This window comes from Pseudomonas sp. D1-1, assembly GCF_051132225.1.
GTDB lineage: Bacteria > Pseudomonadota > Gammaproteobacteria > Pseudomonadales > Pseudomonadaceae > Aquipseudomonas.
This window is the reverse complement of record NZ_CP071676.1, coordinates 5,066,272-5,082,280: the sequence shown is the minus strand read 5'-3', so window position 1 is coordinate 5,082,280 and position 16,009 is coordinate 5,066,272. Positions and strand designations below refer to the sequence as shown.

Genomic DNA, 16,009 nt, shown 5'->3' with positions numbered 1-16,009 from the left:
AGGGCAACGCCGTGGCTTCCTTCACTGTGCGGTGCGGCCCATAATCGCCAACCTGTGCAGTGATGGCCGTGAGCCCGTAATGACTATGAATCCAGAGCTTTCCGCAGCCCTCGACGAACCTGTCGCCGCGCCGCGCAAGAGTCGCAAGAACAACCCGGAAAAGACCCGGGAAAACATTCTTCAGGAAGCTATCGTCGAGTTCGTCCAGCAGGGCCTGGCCGGCGCGCGGGTCGACGCCATCGCCGAGCGCATCCACACCTCCAAGCGGATGATCTATTACTACTTCGGCAGCAAGGAGCAGCTGTACGTCGAGGTGCTGGAAAAACTCTACGGCGATATCCGCACCACCGAAAGCCGCCTGCACCTGGCGGAGCTGGCGCCGGTCGACGCGATCCGGCGCCTGGTGGAGTTCACCTTCGACCACCATGACCGCAACGTCGATTTCGTGCGTATCGTCTGCATCGAGAACATCCACAACGCCGAATACGTGAAGCAATCCGGCGCGATCAAGGCGATGACCAACACCATCCTCGATTCCCTTGGCGTGATATTGCGCCGAGGCGCCGAGGAGGGCGTATTTCGCGCCGGCCTCGAGCCGCTGGATGTGCATCTGCTGATCAGTTCGTTCTGCTTCTATCGGGTGTCCAACCGCCAGACGTTCGGTGAGATCTTTCAGATCGATCTGTCGGACGAAGCGGTCAAGCAGCGCCATCGGCAGATGGTCTGTGAATCGGTATTGCGGTACTTGCAGGCCTGACACCGAACCTTATGTGGACGCGAGCCTGTGTGGGAGCGAGCTTGCTCGCGATAGCGGCCGATCAGCCAGCACCAGTGGTGACTGGAACACCGCCATCGCGAGCAAGCTCGCTCCCACAAGGTAAGCAGGGATTGTGATCAGGCTTCAGTGATCCATACGCTGAAAATGCGCCAGCATCCGCCCCGCATCGGGCGCCACGCCGCTGAACAGTTCGAACGCCTTCACCGCCTGGAACACCGCCATGGTGCCGCCATCCAGCGTGCGGCAGCCGAGGGCGCGGGCGTTGCGCAGCAGTTCGGTTTCCAACGGGAAATAGACGATTTCCGCGACCCACAGATCGCCTCGCAACAGCTCCACCGGTACCGGCATCCCCGGCAGTTTCGCCATGCCCATGGGCGTGGTGTTCACCAGCCCGTCGGCCTCGGCCATGGCGGTGGGCAGGTCATGCCCGGCGCGAGCACGGCTGGCGCCGAACTGTTGGTTCAGGTTATTCGCCAGCGCCTCGGCACGGCTGGTCTCGACATCAAAGATGCTCAGCGTCTCCACGCCTTCGGCGAGTAGCGCGTGGGCAACGGCAGCCCCGGCACCCCCTGCGCCCATCTGGACGACATGGCGACGGGAAACATCGCCCAAGCCTCGACGAAAGCCTTCGGCGAACCCGAGGCAGTCGGTGTTGTGGCCGATGCGTTTGCCATTCTTGAGCACCACGGTATTTACCGCACCGATGCCGCGCGCTTCGGGCGACAACTCGTCCAGCAGCGGGATGACCGCCTGTTTACAGGGAAACGTGATATTCAACCCGGTAAAACTCATGCGTTCGGCAGCCACCAGCAAATCGCCCAGGGCGCCGCTGTCGAGTTTCAGCGCATCCAGATCAATCAGCCGATACAGGTAACGCATGCCTTGGGCATCGCCTTCGTGTTCGTGGAGCGCCGGCGTGCGAGAGGCCTGGATGCCCGCGCCGATCAGGCCGGCCAGTACAGTGACGTTGGACATATTCATCAACCCTTCAACCGCTGACTGAAATGTTCCAGGGCCAGGCGATAACCATGGCTGCCGAACCCGCACATCACGCCGATGGCGACTGACGAGACAAAGGAGTGGTGGCGAAAGGTTTCGCGGGCGTGGACGTTGGACAGGTGGACTTCGATCACCGGGACTTCACTGGCCACCAGCGCGTCGCGGATCGCAACCGAAGTGTGGGTCCAGGCCGCCGGGTTGATGATGATCCCGGCACACCGGCCACGGGCGCTGTGGATCCAGTCGAGCAATTCGCCTTCCTGGTTGGTCTGGCGGAACTCCACGGCCAGGCCGAACTCCTCGGCGGCGCAGCCGCACAGCGCGGAAATATCAGCCAGGGTTTCGTGGCCATAGGTGGCCGGCTCGCGGGTGCCGAGCAGGTTCAGGTTCGGGCCGTTGAGCACCAGAACGATCGGAGGCATCGCAATTTCTCCACATTTTTATTGTTGGTGTGGGCTGTAGTTCAGCCTGTGGGGATAAATTGTACTAGATGGTTAATTTGGTCAAATAAAGCAGCGGTCATCGGACAATAACTGTTCGATGATCGGACGTTGCCTTGCTCGGGAGGTAGTAAAAGTAATGTGGCGAGGGGATTTATCCCCGCTGGGCTGCGTAGCAGCCCCCAGAACAGTTTGCGAGCGCTACGCACTCGAGCGGGGATAAATCCCCTCGCCACAAATAGCCCCTTTTACATAAGGGTTGTTGCGATGACTCAACGCCGAGTCAGCAACACGCCGGATTCCATGTGATGAGTCCACGGAAACTGATCGAACAACGCGCAGCGCGTGATGCGGTGGGTGTCGCTCAACTGCGCGATGTTCGCGGCGAGGGTTTCCGGGTTGCAGGAGATGTAGAGGATGTTGTCGAAGCGTCGGGTCAGTTCGCAGGTGTCCGGGTCCATGCCGGCGCGAGGTGGGTCGACGAAGACGCTGCCGAATTCGTAGCTTTTCAGGTCGATACCCTGCAAGCGGCGGAATGGGCGGACTTCGTTCAAGGCTTCGGTCAGTTCCTCGGCGGACAGCCGTACCAACGTGACGTTATCCACAGCGTTTTCGCTGAGGTTGCTCAGCGCTGCGTTGACCGATGTCTTGCTGATTTCAGTGGCGAGCACGTTGCGCGCGCGGGTGGCCAGGGGCAACGTGAAGTTGCCGTTGCCGCAGTAAAGCTCCAGAAGATCGTCGCTGCGATCGCCCAAGGCTTCATAAGCCCAGTTGAGCATCTTCTGGTTTACCGTGCCGTTGGGCTGGGTGAAGGCACCTTCGGGCTGGCGATAGCTGAAGGCACGGCCGCCCACCTCAAGTTTTTCCACCACATAATCGTGGCCGATCACTTCCCGTTTGCCTTTGGAGCGCCCGATGATACTGACGCCCAGGTCGGTCGCGAGCTTCGACGCCGCGGCGTGCCAGTGTTCATCCAGCGGGCGGTGATAACACAGGGTGATCATCGCGTCGCCGGCCAGGGTGGTCAGGAATTCCACCTGGAACAGCTTGTGGCTCAAGGGCGCGCTGGCCTGCCAGGCGGCCTTGAGCTGCGGCATCAACTGGTTGATGCGCAAGCTGGCGATGGGGAACTCTTCGATCAGGATCGGCGTGCGCTTGTCGTCCTGGGAGAACATCGCATAGTGGCGTTCGCCGGCTTCGCGCCACAGGCGGAATTCGGCGCGCAGGCGGAAGTTCTGCAAGGGCGAGTCGAATACCTCGGGCTCGGGTGCATTGAACGGAGCCAGCAAGTCACGCAAGCGCGTGACCTTGTCCTGCAACTGGGCGGCGTAGGCCTGGGAATCAAAAGTCATGCGTTGAACCAACCCAACTTGATAACGAACAGGATCGACAGGATGACCAGCGCCGGGTTCAGCTCACGGCCACGGCCGGACACCAGTTTGATGGCGGTCCAGGCGATGAAGCCGAAGGCGATGCCATTGGCGATGGAGTAGGTGAACGGCATTGCCAGCGCCGTGATCACCACCGGGGCGGCGACGGTGATGTCGTCCCAGTCGATCTCGGCCAGGCCGGAGGTCATCAACACGGCCACAAACAACAGGGCCGGCGCGGTGGCGAAGGCCGGGACGCTGGCGGCCAGTGGCGAGAAGAACAGCGCCAGCAGGAACAGGATCGCCACGACGATGGCGGTCAGGCCGGTGCGTCCGCCGGCGCTGACGCCTGCCGCCGACTCGATGTAGCTGGTGGTCGTCGAGGTGCCCAGCAGCGAACCGGCCATGGCGGCGGTGCTGTCGGCGATCAGCGCGCGGCCCATCTTCGGCATGTGGCCATCCTTGCCCATCAGCCCGGCGCGCTTGGCGACGCCGATCAGGGTGCCGGAGTTGTCGAACAGGTCGACGAAGAGAAAGGCGAAGATCACGCTCACCAGACCGATGTCCAGGGCGCCCTTGATGTCCAGTTGCAAAAACGTCGGGGCGAGGGAGGGCGGCGCGGAAATGATCCCGCCAAACGGCGTGAAGCCCATTACGATCGAGACAACGGTGACCGCCAGGATGCCGATCAGCACGGCGCCGCGCACTTTCAGTGCTTCCAGGGCGACGATGAGGACGAAGCCCAGGGTCGCCAGGATTGGTGCCGGTTGCTTCAGGTCGCCGAGACCGACCATGGTCGCCGGGTTTTTCACTACGATGCCAGCGTTGTTCAAGGCGATCAGCGCCAGGAACAGGCCGATACCGGCGGCGATGGCCGAGCGCAGTGGCAGCGGGATGCTGTTGATGATCCATTCGCGAATACGAAAGATCGACAGCAGGAAAAACAATACGGCGGAGACGAACACCGCACCCAGCGCCACTTGCCAGGTATGGCCCATGTGCAAGACCACGGTGTAGGTGAAGAAGGCATTCAGGCCCATGCCCGGTGCAAGGGCGATCGGGTAGTTGGCGATCAGGCCCATGACCGTCGAACCAATGGCCGCCGCCAGGCAGGTGGCGACGAATACGGCACCCTTGTCCATGCCGGTTTCGCCGAGAATGCTCGGGTTGACGAACAGAATGTAGGCCATGGCCAGGAAGGTCGTGACGCCCGCCAGGATCTCGGTCCGCACGTTGGTGTTGTGTGCCTTGAGTTGAAACAGCCTTTCCAGCATGTCTGCTCCCCGTGGCGCGCGCGGCGCCGTGAATGTATCGACCTCAACAGCAAAGCACACTGCGCCAGGGGCGCCCGGGATTTTCTGCGGGTCGGAAAAAGCCGCGCATCATAGCAGCGCGGCGATGAGGCTGCGATCCTCGGTGTGCGTCGCAAAGTGTGCAGACGCAAAAGTTGGGCCATACTGCGCGCGATTCCGGGGAGGTCGGTATGTATCGCATGAAAAAATTCGCATGGGCCTGCGCGTTGAACCTGGCGCTGCTCGGACCGGCGGCGCACGCCGCCTCAGCGCCGCCGCTGAGCGAGGTCAAGGTGCTCAAGGTCGAATCGCCGACCTGTGGGTTTGAGAATATCGCGGCGGGGCAGACGCAGACCCGTTGCGATCATAGCGGGCCGAATATCAAGGTCTACGTGCTGGAGGTCGGTTATGGCCGCCAACCTCATGTCACGCTGGACGGCTTCGAAGTCGACGGCACCCGCTCGCCAGGGTGTGCGTTCAGCAATGGCAATCTCAACGACTGTTCGACAAGCACCAAGGTGGTCGGCTACCTGTATATCTTCGATCTGAAGGGCAAGCAGGAAGGCACTTTCAGCTTCAGCAATGTGTCAATCAACGCGCCGGGGAACCGGATGGCGACCGAGCTCTACATCAAATGACCACATCACGGGCTGTCTTCACCTGACACGGCTCGGCAAAGCTGGCTAGTCTTGAGAGAGTCACCCAGCGGAGAGCGCCCATGATTCCTGGAACCAAGATCCCCCGAGCCCTGATTGCCGTGGCTGAAGGCGTCGACGATTTGCAGACGGTGACGCTGATCGATGTGTTGCGTCGTGCGCAGCTCGAAGTGGTGGTGGCGAGTATCGAGGGCCGACGCATGCTCACCTGTGCACGCGGCACGCGCCTGACCGCCGACGGCATGCTGGTGGACATGCTGGTCCAGGATTTCGACCTGATCGTCCTGCCGGGCGGCATCATTGGCGCGCAGCATCTGGCCGCCCACCAGCCGTTGCAGCAGTTGGTCAGGGACCAGGCCGCCGCCGGGCGATCTTTTGCCGCCATCGCCGAAGCGCCGGCGCTGGTACTCCAGGCGTTCGGCGTGCTACGCCAGCGCCGCATGACGTGCCTGCCCGCCGTGAGCCAGCAGCTGTCCGGATGCAGCTTCGTCGACCAGCCGGTGGTGGTGGATGGCAATTGCATCACCGCCCAAGGCTCGGCCGCCGCCCTGATATTTGCCCTGACGCTGGTGGAGCAACTCGCCGGCAAGGGTGTGAGGAGCGTGGTGGCGGCGGAGTTGCTGGCCTGATCTTTCCTTTAATCGAGAGTAGCCCTGTGGCGAGGGAGCTTGCTCCCGCTCGGCTGCGCAGCGGCCGCTGGCGTTTCGTCGCCCAATTGCCTTGAACGCTCACCCCACCTCGAAGTCGTACCCCTTATGACGGCGGTTTCCCAAAACGCCGCGAGTACGACCAACCGTGAGGTGTTCCATGAGCGCGACCTTGTCCGAAGCGACGCAGGCGTCCTTCGTCCGTCATCCGATACGTCTGACACTCAATGGCGCCGTGCGTGAGTTGCAGGTGCTGCCCTGGACCACGCTGCTGGACCTGCTGCGCGAGCAACTGGACCTGGTAGGCAGCAAGAAAGGCTGTGATCACGGCCAATGCGGCGCCTGCACGGTGTTGCGTGATGGCAAGCGTATCAACGCCTGCCTGACCCTGGCGGTGATGTGCGACGGCGCCGAGTTGACCACCGTCGAGGGCTTGGCCAATGGCGATGAGCTGCACCCCATGCAACGGGCGTTCATCAAGCATGACGCGTTCCAGTGCGGCTACTGCACGCCGGGGCAGATCTGTTCGGCGGTGGGGCTGGCCAACGAGGGCCGGGCGCAGACCAGCGCCGAAATCAGCGAACTGATGAGCGGCAACCTCTGCCGATGCGGCGCCTACAACAATATTCGCGACGCCATCGAGGAAGCGCTTCCGCTCTGCCAGCCAACGGAGGGCGAGCGATGAATCCCTTTAGCTACAGCAAGCCCGACACCGTGCAGGCGGCCGTCGAGTTGTCCAGTGCGAACTCGCGCTTCATCGCCGGCGGCACCAACCTGCTGGACCTGATGAAGGAAAACCTCAGCCGCCCCCAGCACTTGATCGATATCACCGGTCTGCCTTTGACGGACCTCAGCGAGACCCCGTCGGGCGGGGTGATGATTGGCGCATTGGTGAGCAATGCCGATCTGGCCTGGCATCCGTGGGTTCAGCGGCGCTATCCGCTGCTCGCCCAAGCCATCCTGGCGGGCGCCTCGCCGCAGTTGCGCAATATGGCCAGCACCGGTGGCAACCTGTTGCAACGCACGCGCTGCTATTACTTTTATGACGCCTCCGTGCCGTGCAACAAGCGGCGCCCAGGCAGCGGTTGCCCGGCCCGAAGCGGCCTGAACCGGATCCACGCGATTTTCGGCGCCAGTGATCAGTGCGTGGCGACTCATCCGTCGGACATGTGCGTGGCCCTGGCGGCGCTTGAGGCGGTTGTTCATGTGCTGGGACGGGGCGGCGCGCGGACCATCGAGTTCGCGGATTTTCACCGTCTGCCCGGTGACGCACCGGATCGGGACAACCAATTGGCCGATGACGAGCTGATCACCTACATCGAGTTGCCCCCAGCGGGTTTTGCTGAACATAGCCACTACCTGAAGATCCGTGACCGGGCCTCCTACGCCTTTGCGCTGGTTTCGGTGGCGGCGGCGCTGGAGCTTGATGGGCCGGTGATTCGCCAGGCTCGGCTGGCCCTCGGCGGTGTAGCCCACAAACCGTGGCGCGACAAGGCCGTGGAAAACTGGCTGGTCGGCCAGGCCGTCAGCCGCGAAACCTTTACGGCGGCTGCCGATGCGTTAATGCAGAACGCCGAGCCGCTGGAGCACAACGGCTTCAAAGTCAAACTGGCACGCCGGGCAATTATCCGCGCCTTGAGCGATGCCGCGCTGGTGGGGGGAACCACCCGATGAATGCATTGAGCAAAACCATAGGCAAGCCGCTTGACCGGACCGATGGCCTGCTCAAGGTCACTGGTCGGGCCCGATACGCCGGGGAGTATCCCGAAGATGGCCTGCTGCACGGCAGCGTCGTCTCCAGCGGTATCGCCCGTGGCCGGGTCGTGCGCATCGATGCTTCCCGAGCCCTGGCGCTGCCGGGCGTCGTCGCGGTGATCGACCATACCAACCGCCCGAAGATCGCCAGTTACGACGAGCCCTACCAGGATGCCGATGCCGCGGAGGGTTCGCCGTTCCGGCCGTTGTTCAACGACCAGGTCCTCTACAGCGGCCAGCCGCTCGCCCTGGTGGTTGCGGAAAATCTCGAGTTGGCGCGTTATGCCGGCTCGCTCGTTGAAATCGACTACGAGACCCAGGACCATCAGACCGATCTGACGATCCTGCAAAACGAAGCGCATCCGGCGCCCGCCGAATTACCCAAGCCCCGTGGGAATTTTCAGGGCGAGTACGCCAGCTCGGCACTCAGCGTGGATGTGTCCTACAGCACGCCGATCGAACATCACAACCCGATGGAGCCCCACGCCTCGACCGTTCTGTACCAACCCGACGGCAGCTTGCACATTCACGACAAGACCCAGGGCACGCAGAATTGCCAGGCCTATGTGCAAGAGGTGTTCGGGCTGGAAAAAGAACAGGTGCGGGTGTTTGCCGCCTACGTTGGCGGTGCTTTCGGTTCCGGGCTGCGCCCGCAGTACCAATTGCCGCTGGCAGTAATGGCCGCGCTGACGCTCAAGCGCTCGGTGCGGGTCAGCCTGACCCGTCAGCAAATGTTTACCTTCGGCTACCGGCCCCGGACCTTCCAGTGTGTGCAACTGGGAGCTGCGGCCAACGGACGTTTGCTCGCGGTGGCCCATAGCGCCGTCGGCCAGACGTCGCGCTTCGAGGACTTCACCGAGCATGTGGTGGAGTGGAGCGGCATGCTCTATCACTGCGATAACGTCGAATTGAGCTACAAGCTGGTGCCCCTGGACGTCTACACGCCGCTGGACATGCGTGCCCCCGGCGCCGCCCTTGGACTGATCGGTCTGGAGTGCGCCATGGACGAGTTGGCCTGCGCCCTGGCCATCGACCCGGTCCAGCTGCGCTTGATCAACTATGCCGAACGTAACGAGAACGAAGGCAAGCCGTATTCGAGCAAGGAGTTGCGCGAATGTTACGCCCAGGGTGCCGACCGTTTCGGTTGGAGCAAGCGCAATCCGGAGCCGCGCAGCATGCGCGCAGGGCGGCAACTGGTAGGTTGGGGCATGGCCGGCGGTGTCTGGGAGGCCATGCAGCAGAAGGCCAGCGCCCGAGCGTCGCTGGATCCCAGCGGCAAGCTGACCGTGAGCAGCGCGACCACTGACATCGGCACCGGCACCTATACCGTCATGACCCAGATTGCCGCCGAGACGTCCGGCGTTCCCCTGGAAAATGTCACCTTTGTGCTTGGCGATTCGTCGCTGCCGACCGCACCGCTGCAGGGCGGTTCGTTTACCGTCTCGTCCGTCGGCACCGCAGTGCAGCAAGCCTGTGAGGCGCTGCGGGAAAAACTGCTCGCAGTGGCTCGGCAAACTTGCCCGGCCTTCAGCGGCGCAACCCTTGAGCAAGTGACGTTTGTCGACGGTGAACTGCGCATGGGGGAGGCCAGTGTCACCCTGGCGCAGCTGGCTCGGAACAGCGGCGAGACGCCGTTGCAGGCACAAGTCACGGCCCAGCCGGATGAGAAACGCCAGGCCTATGCCACTGCTACGCACTCGGCGGTGTTCGTCGAGGTGCTGGTCGACGAAGACCTGGGCACGGTGAAGGTCAACCGCGTGGTCAGCGCCATCGCGGCCGGGCGGGTAATCAACCCGAAAACCGCCCGCAGCCAGATTCTCGGTGGCGTGGTCTGGGGCGTTGGCATGGCCTTGCATGAAGAGACCCTGACCGACCACGCCCTGGGCCGGCACATGAACCACAACCTGGCCGAATACCACGTGCCGGTCAACGCCGACATCGGTGACATCGACGTGGTGTTCGTCGATGAACAGGACGACATCGTCAATGCGCTGGGGTCCAAGGGCGTCGGTGAAATCGGCATCGTGGGCGTGGCGGCGGCGGTGGCTAATGCCATTTACCATGCGACCGGCAAGCGGGTGCGGGACTTTCCAGTCACGCTGGACAAGTTGCTCTGAGGGAGTGGTGAATAACAGTGAGCCTGTGGGACTTCGGTTCCACAGGCTGGAGAGCAGTGGTTCAAACGCCTGCTGAGTTCAAAGCAGAGCCTCCGGTTGTCCTGCGTCCCGCTCGGGTAGAGGGGGCTCGTCGAACAGCGGGTTGTCGCTCTCGGATAATCTGTTTCAAGGCTCCTTTATATCGGTGTTGACCGCTACTTTCTCCTCGGTGGAGGCGGTGGGCTTGCCGGCCAGTGAGGTATCGCCCTTGAACAGTTCGTTCCAGAAGCTTTCACTATCGATATCAGGTACTTCGGTGCTGAGGTCCATTGCTATATCAAGTAGCAGCCTGGCTTCGTAATCGGCTGGATACTGCGATTGTTCAATGGCGGGCAAGCCACGGTAATGCTCGAGCACGTTCTTGTAGAAATCGGTCATTTTTCCTGTGTTGCTGTATTCCATCGTCCCCTTGGCGATGACTACCTGCCGCCATGCCTGTTCCTGTTGGGCTACTTCATGTTGCGCAGAGCGCCGCTCATTGACGGTAAAAGCGCCGCTGTCATCATAAATGATCAAATTCAGCTGATCTCTTGGCATCCCGGAGAAAGGATTTTTGCCGCGGCCGTCTGTGACGACTCCATTGATGTACTCAGTGGCCTGTTTAGCTCGTGCCAAGAGTTCGGGGTCATCGGTCTGGGGAACTTCCGCGTCATATCTGGCTTTGGTTGCTATATAATCCCCGCCTATTTTTTCCTTGATACTCCAGGCCAGATCGGAAAGCTCTTTTCGGCTTAAGCTGGCATCACGTGCCTCTGCGCGGGAAGCGGCCTCGCTCAATTGACGTGAGAGCGCAGAAACTGTGCTGTTGTCATCTCCTCCGGTATTTACAGGGTCTTGAACGATATCTTGGTTATTACTAACGGTGGCTCTGGTTCCGGTTGCTTTATTCAGGGTAGGAGTGCTGTGGGTCATGAGGCTGATGTCGGAAAGTACCATGCTGATCACCTATTCCTGGCGAGGTGTTTGGACATTCATTGGCTGAGTCAGGGCTGAAAAGATTCCGGACTTGGAAGTTCTTATTTCATGGTGATTTGCACTGCCCATTCATAAGTCCGGTAGTCTCTGGACTGGACAGTGATAGTGCAGATAGCGCCGCCACCCGGAGTAGCAGATTCCTTCCACTTTGGAATCTTGGAGCCTCCTGGGCCTGCAGTCGCGACGAAAGTGGTTGAATAAACACATTCCTTGCTGCCTATCTTGTAGCGTAAAGCTGCATAGTTGGCATGTGGGGATATCAAGCTTTGCACCTTGTAGAAATTTGGTTTGTTTGGTTCTACCAGTGATGTCGGAGTGGGTTTTGAATTGTTTCTGGTAGTTGTTTCGTTGCTGTTGGTCACGGTATAGACGGCGTTCTGTGCGCCAAGATTTGTGAAAGTGATATTCACAGCTGGTCCGGCTATAGCCGAACTCATGATCGTCGTTGTTAAAATGAAAACAGTTATTTTCCAGTGTGATGCGGTCATGCTTATATGTCCTGTATTGATTTTTATACAGCGTTGCTGGTATTGCTTCGCGGAAGGGGGCATGGTGGAGCGCTAATTGGACTTTTGCAATGGCACTAAGGCTGCTTATGTTAATAAAGGAAAGGTGCGTAAGAAATTTTACTTCGGCGCGTAGTAAGTAAGTTATTTATATGAACAAACCAGATTAGCCCTTAAGACTCTTCCCACAGGCCATGACCCACAGGCAAAAAAGCTCAGCGATTCCCGAAGCAATACGTCTCAGGCTTTCGTTTCTGCAACCGGTTCGTGCATGCGGTCGCGGTTGGCCAGGGTCGGGAACAGTTTGATCCAGGCCCCGGTCACCAGCAGCGTGCCGACGCCGCCCATGACCACCGCTGGCACCGTGCCGAACCAGTGGGCGGTCAGGCCGGATTCGAATTCGCCCAGCTGGTTCGAGGCGCCGATGAACAGGCCGTTCACGGCGCTGACCCGGCCACGCATTTCGTCCGGCGTTTCCAATTGCACGAAAGAGGCGCGGATGACCATGCTGATCATGTCCGCCGCGCCCAGCACCACCAGTACCGCCAAGGAAAACCAGAACGAAGTGGAGAGGCCGAAGGCGATCGTGGCGACGCCGAACACGCCCACCGCCGTGAACATCACCCGGCCAACCTTGCGCTCGACGGCAAACCGCGCCAGCCACAACGACATCAGCAAGGCACCGACCGCCGGTGCCGAGCGCAACAGGCCCAGGCCCCAGGGGCCGGTGAGCAGGATGTCCTTGGCGAATACCGGCAGCAGCGCCGTTGCGCCCCCCAGCAATACCGCGAACAGGTCCAGGGAAATCGCCCCGAGAATATCCTGCCGGCTGCGGATGAAGCGGATACCCGCCAGCAGCGAATCCAGGGTCGCCTTGCCTTTGTTCAACGGCGTCTGCCGCGCGGGCAGGTTGAGCATCAGGCCGCAGGCGATGAGGTAGAGCAGCACGGTTGGCCCGTAGACCCAGACGCTGCCGAAGGCGTACAGCAAACCGCCCAGCGCGGGTGCGACGATGGTCGCCGATTGCTGTGCCGACTGCGCAGCGGCCACGGCGCGGGGAAACAGCGCGGAAGGCACGATGCTCGGCAGCAGCGCCTGGGTCGTCGGCATTTCGAAGGAGCGGGCCGCGCCCAGCAGGAACGCCAGGATGAAGATCATCTCGCGCGTAACATTATCGGTGGCGCTGCCGATCACCAGCGCCACGGCAATCGTCGCCTGCAGGGATTGGCAGATGGCCGCGACCTTGCGCCGGTCATACCGATCGGCCACATGCCCGGTGTGCAGCATGAACAGCACCCGCGGTGCGAACTCGACCAGCCCTACGAGACCCAGGTCCAAGACGTTGCCGGTCAGTTGATAGAGGTTCCAGCCAATGGCCACGGTGAGCATCTGGAAGCCGCTCGCCGTGAAGATCCGGGCCAGCCAGAAGGCGATGAAAGGTCGGTGGTGACGGAGCAGCAAGGGCGCTTGGCTGGGCATCTATGACGGGTCCGGTGACGTGAAGAGCGAGATTATCACCGAGCTGTAACTGGAAGTTGCGGCGGCTGGAAAAATAGTTAGCCAGACATCAATTCAAATTGATGCGGGCTATTGTGGCGAGGGAGCTTGCTCCCGCTCGGTTGCGCAGCGACCGCAAAATCTCGGTGCCGCTGCGCAGCCCAGCGGTAGCAAGCTCCCTCGCAACGGGGACAGCATGTGTTTGGAAGCGATGCCGTGGGGCAGCTTTGCGGCCCTGAGACAACCTGTCACGCGACAAAAGACCACGCCATCCATCGGCAAATATGGGTCTACTCTTTGAACATTGCTTGACCCAGATCAATGCCTGCAAAGGCGTTGCGCTGGGGCCACCCGGCCAGAATCCTGCGTTGTGACGGTTCTAAAAAAAGAACGATTTGAAAAGCATCACACTCCATATCCCCAGGGAGCTGTGATGCAAGCCCCGCCCGCAGCCGGTTTTACCTGACAGAGGAAGACTTATGTTCGGTTTGGAGGCGCTCGATCTCGCCCGAATCCAGTTCGCATTCACCATCTCGTTCCACATCCTGTTCCCGGCCATCACCATTGGCCTGGCGAGTTACCTGGCGGTGCTCGAAGGGCTGTGGCTGAAGACGCGTGACGACACCTACCGCGACCTGTACCACTTCTGGTCGAAGATATTTGCCGTCAACTTCGGCATGGGCGTGGTGTCCGGGCTGGTCATGGCCTATCAGTTCGGCACCAACTGGAGCCGCTTTTCGGACTTTGCCGGTGCGGTCACCGGGCCGTTGCTGACCTATGAGGTGCTCACCGCATTCTTCCTCGAGGCGGGTTTCCTCGGGGTCATGTTGTTCGGCTGGAACCGCGTCGGCAGGGGACTGCACTTCTTCTCCACGGCCATGGTGGCGATCGGCACCCTGATCTCGACTTTCTGGATTCTTTCCTCCAACAGCTGGATGCAGACTCCGCAGGGCTACGAAATCATCGATGGCCGGGTCATCCCGGTGGACTGGCTGGCGGTGGTGTTCAATCCCTCGTTCCCTTACCGCCTGTTGCACATGTCGGTTGCGGCATTTGTTGCCACGGCGTTCTTCGTCGGGTCGTCGGCGGCCTGGCATTTGCTCCGTGGTCGCGACAATCCGGCCATTCGCCGGATGCTGTCCATGGCGATGTGGATGGCCCTGCTGGTGGCGCCGGTGCAAGCGGTCATCGGCGACTTCCACGGGCTCAACACGCTCAAGCACCAGCCGGCAAAAATCGCCGCGATCGAGGGGCACTGGGAAAACGTCGGCGACGAGCCCACGCCCCTGATTCTGTTCGGTTGGCCGGACATGGAAGCCGAGGAAACCAGATTTGCCGTGGAGATCCCTTATCTGGGCAGCCTGATCCTGACGCACTCGCTGACCGATCAAGTGCCGGCCCTGAAGGAGTTTCCGCCGGAGGACCGGCCGAATTCGACCATCGTGTTCTGGTCGTTCCGGGTCATGGTGGGCCTGGGGCTGCTGATGATTTTCACCGGCCTGTGCAGCCTCTGGCTGCGGCGTGGTGAACGGCTCTACCAATCCCGGCCGTTTTTGCACCTGGTGCTGTGGATGGGACCGTCGGGCTTGATTGCGATTCTCGCGGGCTGGTTCACCACTGAAATCGGCCGCCAACCCTGGGTGGTCTACGGCCTGATGCGCACGGCGGATGCCTCGTCCGGCCACAGCTTTGCGCAAATGAGCTTCACCCTGATCATGTTCGTGGTGGTGTATTTCGCGCTGTTCGGTGCGGGCCTGAGCTACATGCTGCGCCTGGTGCGCAAGGGCCCAGTGGCTCACGAAGCCGAGCCGAGCGATGGCGGTCCGGGCCAGAAACGCACCCCGGCCCGTCCATTGTCGGCCGCCAACGAAGGCGACGACGAAGTGGACCACAACGACAGCTCGCACAAGGGGAATTGAGTCATGGGTATTGATCTTCCGCTGATCTGGGCCGTGGTCATCATCTTCGGCATCATGATGTACGTGATCATGGACGGCTTCGACCTGGGGATCGGCATTCTTTTCCCCTTCGTCAAGGGCGAACGCGACCGCGACGTGATGATGAATACCGTCGCGCCAGTCTGGGACGGTAACGAAACCTGGCTGGTGCTGGGCGGCGCCGGGCTGTTCGGGGCGTTTCCACTGGCCTATTCGGTGGTGCTCTCGGCGCTGTACCTGCCGCTGATCCTGATGCTCGTCGGCCTGATCTTCCGGGGCGTGGCATTCGAGTTCCGCTTCAAGGCCAAGGCCGAGAAGCGGCATTTGTGGGACAAGGCGTTCATCGGTGGTTCGCTGACGGCGACCTTTTTCCAGGGCGTGGCGCTGGGGGCATTCATCGACGGTTTCGAGGTGGTCAATCGCCAGTTTGCCGGTGGCTCCCTGGATTGGTTCACGCCATTTACGGTGTTCTGCGGCCTGGCGTTGATCGCCGCCTACGCTTTGCTCGGCTGTACCTGGCTGATCATGAAGACCGAAGGCAAGCTGCAAGAGCAGATGCACGACCTGGCCAGACCACTGGCATTCGTGGTGCTCGCCGTGATCGGCATCGTCAGCATCTGGACGCCGCTGGCTCACGCCGACATCGCGGCACGCTGGTTCACCCTGCCGAACCTGTTCTGGTTCCTGCCGGTGCCGATCCTGGTGCTCGTCACCATGTACGGCTTGTTCCGCGCCGTGGCCCGCAACGCCAACTACACGCCGTTCATCCTGACGCTGGTGTTGATCTTTCTTGGCTACAGTGGCCTCGGCATCAGCTTGTGGCCAAACATCGTGCCGCCATCCATTTCGATCTGGGACGCCGCGTCACCGCCTCAGAGCCAGGGCTTCATGCTGGTCGGCACGCTGTTCATCATTCCGTTGATCCTGGTGTACACCTTCTGGAGCTACTACGTGTTCCGCGGCAAGGTCACCCATGACGATGGCTACCATTGACCGACCTG

15 protein-coding genes are annotated in these 16,009 nt (G+C 61.2%); 8 read left to right on the top strand and 7 right to left on the bottom strand.

Annotated features, from left to right (window positions below):
* The first annotated feature begins 79 nt into the window (after nt 1-79).
* Nucleotides 80-757, top strand: coding sequence for a TetR/AcrR family transcriptional regulator (locus tag J3P86_RS22925; protein ID WP_320389482.1), 678 nt, complete (start codon nt 80-82; stop codon nt 755-757).
* A 144-nt stretch (nt 758-901) separates the two neighbouring features.
* On the opposite strand, the gene J3P86_RS22920 is transcribed toward J3P86_RS22925, so the two are convergent.
* The 4 genes from J3P86_RS22920 to J3P86_RS22905 all read right to left on the bottom strand — a co-directional run bounded on the left by J3P86_RS22920 (nt 902) and on the right by J3P86_RS22905 (nt 4,861).
* The gene (locus tag J3P86_RS22920) at nt 902-1,753 is read right to left on the bottom strand and encodes a shikimate dehydrogenase (protein WP_434698939.1); all 852 of its coding nucleotides are present in this window, start codon (nt 1,751-1,753) and stop codon (nt 902-904) included.
* Between the two features lie 5 nt (nt 1,754-1,758).
* Nucleotides 1,759-2,199, bottom strand: coding sequence for a type II 3-dehydroquinate dehydratase (aroQ, locus tag J3P86_RS22915; RefSeq protein ID WP_434628055.1), 441 nt, complete (start codon nt 2,197-2,199; stop codon nt 1,759-1,761).
* A gap of 290 nt (nt 2,200-2,489) precedes the next feature.
* Nucleotides 2,490-3,569 (bottom strand): tRNA (uridine(54)-C5)-methyltransferase TrmA, encoded by a 1,080-nt coding sequence (gene trmA / locus J3P86_RS22910; protein WP_434698938.1) that lies wholly within the window; start codon nt 3,567-3,569, stop codon nt 2,490-2,492.
* On the bottom strand, nt 3,566-4,861 hold the full coding sequence (locus tag J3P86_RS22905) for an NCS2 family permease (protein ID WP_305498657.1): 1,296 nt from the start codon (nt 4,859-4,861) through the stop codon (nt 3,566-3,568). Before J3P86_RS22905 ends, trmA begins: the two co-directional genes overlap by 4 nt.
* Before the next feature lie 218 nt (nt 4,862-5,079).
* Here J3P86_RS22905 and J3P86_RS22900 point away from each other — a divergent pair, with 218 nt between their 5' ends.
* The 5 genes from J3P86_RS22900 to J3P86_RS22880 all read left to right on the top strand — a co-directional run bounded on the left by J3P86_RS22900 (nt 5,080) and on the right by J3P86_RS22880 (nt 10,054).
* Nucleotides 5,080-5,517, top strand: coding sequence for a DUF4879 domain-containing protein (locus J3P86_RS22900; protein ID WP_434698937.1), 438 nt, complete (start codon nt 5,080-5,082; stop codon nt 5,515-5,517).
* Nucleotides 5,518-5,597: 80 nt separating this feature from the next.
* Nucleotides 5,598-6,164, top strand: a complete 567-nt coding sequence (locus tag J3P86_RS22895; protein ID WP_434698936.1) for a DJ-1 family glyoxalase III — start codon at nt 5,598-5,600, stop codon at nt 6,162-6,164.
* A gap of 178 nt (nt 6,165-6,342) precedes the next feature.
* Nucleotides 6,343-6,867, top strand: coding sequence for a (2Fe-2S)-binding protein (locus J3P86_RS22890; protein WP_434571674.1), 525 nt, complete (start codon nt 6,343-6,345; stop codon nt 6,865-6,867).
* Nucleotides 6,864-7,856, top strand: coding sequence for an FAD binding domain-containing protein (locus tag J3P86_RS22885; RefSeq protein ID WP_434698935.1), 993 nt, complete (start codon nt 6,864-6,866; stop codon nt 7,854-7,856). Before J3P86_RS22890 ends, J3P86_RS22885 begins: the two co-directional genes overlap by 4 nt.
* Entirely contained in the window at nt 7,853-10,054 is a 2,202-nt protein-coding gene (locus tag J3P86_RS22880) for a xanthine dehydrogenase family protein molybdopterin-binding subunit (protein ID WP_434698934.1), read from the top strand. The genes J3P86_RS22885 and J3P86_RS22880 overlap by 4 nt, the downstream gene beginning before the upstream one ends.
* A 165-nt stretch (nt 10,055-10,219) precedes the next feature.
* Here J3P86_RS22880 and J3P86_RS22875 read toward each other — a convergent pair whose 3' ends face one another.
* The 3 genes from J3P86_RS22875 to J3P86_RS22865 all read right to left on the bottom strand — a co-directional run bounded on the left by J3P86_RS22875 (nt 10,220) and on the right by J3P86_RS22865 (nt 13,053).
* A complete protein-coding gene (locus J3P86_RS22875; protein ID WP_434698933.1) occupies nt 10,220-11,029 on the bottom strand; it encodes a hypothetical protein in 810 nt (269 codons plus the stop codon).
* Nucleotides 11,030-11,109: 80 nt separating this feature from the next.
* On the bottom strand, nt 11,110-11,556 hold the full coding sequence (locus J3P86_RS22870) for a hypothetical protein (protein WP_434698932.1): 447 nt from the start codon (nt 11,554-11,556) through the stop codon (nt 11,110-11,112).
* A gap of 258 nt (nt 11,557-11,814) precedes the next feature.
* A complete protein-coding gene (locus tag J3P86_RS22865; protein WP_305498671.1) occupies nt 11,815-13,053 on the bottom strand; it encodes an MFS transporter in 1,239 nt (412 codons plus the stop codon).
* Between the two features lie 497 nt (nt 13,054-13,550).
* On the opposite strand from J3P86_RS22865, the gene J3P86_RS22860 reads away from it, so the two are divergent.
* Nucleotides 13,551-14,990, top strand: a complete 1,440-nt coding sequence (locus J3P86_RS22860; RefSeq protein ID WP_434698931.1) for a cytochrome ubiquinol oxidase subunit I — start codon at nt 13,551-13,553, stop codon at nt 14,988-14,990.
* 3 nt (nt 14,991-14,993) lie between these two features.
* Nucleotides 14,994-16,001, top strand: coding sequence for a cytochrome d ubiquinol oxidase subunit II (gene cydB, locus J3P86_RS22855; RefSeq protein ID WP_434571683.1), 1,008 nt, complete (start codon nt 14,994-14,996; stop codon nt 15,999-16,001).
* Nucleotides 16,002-16,009 lie beyond the last annotated feature (8 nt).